Source organism: Sulfurimonas sp., assembly GCF_027056685.1.
GTDB lineage: Bacteria > Campylobacterota > Campylobacteria > Campylobacterales > Sulfurimonadaceae > Sulfurimonas.
This window is the reverse complement of record NZ_JALUKE010000176.1, coordinates 1-2,549: the sequence shown is the minus strand read 5'-3', so window position 1 is coordinate 2,549 and position 2,549 is coordinate 1. Positions and strand designations below refer to the sequence as shown.

At 40.0% G+C, this 2,549-nt stretch carries 4 protein-coding genes; all 4 read left to right on the top strand.

Annotated features, from left to right (window positions below):
- Positions 1 to 276 (top strand): DoxX family protein (locus MVY38_RS07565; RefSeq protein ID WP_297484889.1); only part of this gene is annotated, 276 nt, incomplete at its 5' end.
- A gap of 3 nt (positions 277 to 279) precedes the next feature.
- Positions 280 to 2,031: an FMN-binding glutamate synthase family protein gene (locus MVY38_RS07560; protein WP_297484887.1), complete on the top strand. Its 1,752-nt coding sequence runs from the start codon at positions 280 to 282 to the stop codon at positions 2,029 to 2,031.
- Positions 2,032 to 2,117: 86 nt separating this feature from the next.
- Positions 2,118 to 2,306, top strand: a complete 189-nt coding sequence (locus tag MVY38_RS07555; protein WP_297484885.1) for a hypothetical protein — start codon at positions 2,118 to 2,120, stop codon at positions 2,304 to 2,306.
- The coding region (locus MVY38_RS07550; RefSeq protein ID WP_297484883.1) for a hypothetical protein at positions 2,287 to 2,549 on the top strand (263 nt) is incomplete at its 3' end. The genes MVY38_RS07555 and MVY38_RS07550, both read left to right, overlap by 20 nt.

The following is a 2,549-nucleotide window of genomic DNA, read 5'->3' as shown; positions in this document are numbered from 1 at the left end:
ATTCCCTTTCCAACGCTCAATGCATACATGGCAGCAAGTACAGAGATAACAGGCGTGATATTACTTACTTTAGGACTTTTTACCCGATTTATCTCTATTCCGCTTATCATCATTATGATAGTAGCCATTGTAACTGTGCATTTAGGCAATGGATTTTCAGCAGGAAATAACGGCTTTGAAATCCCACTTTACTATATGTCATTTTTGCTTATTTTCTTCTCTCACGGAGCTGGAAAATTTTCACTTGACCGTATAATCTTTGGAGAAAAAAACTAGGTCATGGAAGCACTTGTCCACTTTACACATGAAATAGGGGAGATGCACTTTCCTATTTTAATGTTCTTGATGAAGGCATTCTTTGCTCTTTTTGTTATTGTCTCAATTGTTTTATTTATCTACGATAAATACATTCAAAGAGAGAACCAACTGCTTATAAACTACCCACTTATTGGGCGTATGCGTTATGTTTTTTATGCACTGCGTGATCCGATGAGACAGTACTTTGGTGATGAGAAGTTCTATGAGTCTTTTGACAAGGTACGCTGGGTTTATGACTCAGCAGAGAGAAAATCTGCCTATGCTTCATTTTCCCCAGGTCAGCCGCAAAAGAGTGCGAGAATCTCCATAAAAAATGCTAACTGCGTTTTAAACAGTGAAGATGTAAGTGATGACTTCAGTGTCACCTTTGGTGAAAACTCTCCCATTCCTTTTAAAACAAAGTCAGTTTTTGGCAGAAGTGCTATGAGTGATGGGGCGATTTCTCCTGAGGGAACACGTGCTTTTACAAAGGGTGCGTATCTTGGTAAGTTCCCTATAAATACAGGAGAGGGAAGCCTTACTTCTAATTTTTTCTACACGCATAAATATACACGAGAGTGTAAGTTCTTTCAAACGCAGGAGGGGACATTTTTTGCAAAAGGTGTTTACAAAGTTTTAAAGTTTCTTGTAAACGCAGCCCTTGCACAAAAAGTCTATAAGCATATGGTTGTTGATTCAAAAGCACCTGACAGCTACCTTTTTGATGCCAAAGAGATACTCTTTTACCGTGTAAATTGGGATGCTCCTTTAAAACTTTTTCCGAGTGTTGTGCCTGATGATATACCAGACATTATTTTTCAGATGGGAAGCGGACTTTACGGGGTACGCGACAAAGATGGAAACTTTTGTGAGACAAGGTACCAAAAGACAATGCGTTTTTGTAAAATGACAGAGATAAAAATGGCGCAGGGTGCTAAACAGACAGGCGGAAAACTCCTCGCTTCAAAAGTGAGTGAAGAGGTAGCTTACTACCGCGGAGTAGAAGCACATAAAAACCTCTTTAGTCCAAATCAGTTTCCGTATGGGCATACTTTAGAGGAGCTGTTTGACTTTGTGGGAAGGCTTAAAAAACTCTCACAAAAACCTGTAGGTGTAAAGATAGTCATCTCCTCTGCCGCTGCGTTTGATGAGTATGCAAAACTTCTAAAAGAGCGTTTGGATGCAGGAAGTGAGGCGTATCCTGATTTTATTACTATCGACGGTGGTGATGGTGGGAGTGGTGCTGCACCTTTGGAGATGATGATGAGAGTTGGGATGAGCATATCAAAAGCACTCTATATCGCAGACAGTGCACTCAGACGTGAAGGTGTTCGCGAAAGTGTAAAACTCATAGCGAGCGAAAAGGTACTTACTCCAGATGATGCCATTGTCCTTTTTGGAATTGGGGCTGACTATGTTGCCATTGCACGTGCATTTATGATGAGTGCTGGGTGTATTCGAGCGCGTGAGTGTTCTGGTGCGCATGGCAGAGCCTGCCCTGTAGGACTTGCAACGCAGGATAAGGAAAAGAGAGCTTCATTTTTGGTAGAGAAAAAGGCGAGAAATGTCGCTTCTTATCATGCTCAATTGCTTGCAGGTGTTCGTGGCCTTTTGGCTATAATGGGCATAGATGAACTACACAAATTAGATAAGAAAAATCTGATGTTTAAAGACCATACAGGCAAAACCTATATGAATGTCGATAGATATTTTGAGGAGTCTTTAGTTGACTAAGACAGGATGAGTGTAAGTTTGTAATACACACTCTATGCACACTTTTTGAGTATAATAACTTTAAGATTAAGAAAAAGGAGGACATTATGTGTATTCCTCATGGTGCTATGCGCACAACAGATAGTGGTTTTGTAAAAGAGAAAAAACCGCCAAAACATGTCAAAAGAGTCTCTCAAAGAGAGTTTGAAAAAGGTGATCCAGATTTTGTGGATGAGCGTACTGCAACATATACTCCAAAGAAAAAAGGATCGTTCTTTGACGACCTTTTCTCGTAGAAAGTTCTTGGCAGCAGGCTTTCTCTCTAGTGCTGTTTTTTTGATGGATGGGTGCAGCCTTTTTGGGGTGACAACACCCATAGATACCATTAAAGTGCTTCATCGAGATTTGTTCTCTAAAGCTGCTGAGTTAAATATTATAACTGCTCCCTATATGCATATAGTTTTTCACCACTCGCGCATTTCAAAATCAGATAAAGTATTTATAAAAAATGGTATCAAGTGGCTTAATGAAGAGGCGAT

Bases quoted from the DNA above. Each gene is read 5' to 3' on its own strand.
- MVY38_RS07560 (WP_297484887.1), top strand. From the start codon at position 280: ATGGAAGCACTTGTCCACTTTACACATGAAATAGGGGAGATGCACTTT.
- MVY38_RS07555 (WP_297484885.1), top strand. From the start codon at position 2,118: ATGTGTATTCCTCATGGTGCTATGCGCACAACAGATAGTGGTTTTGTA.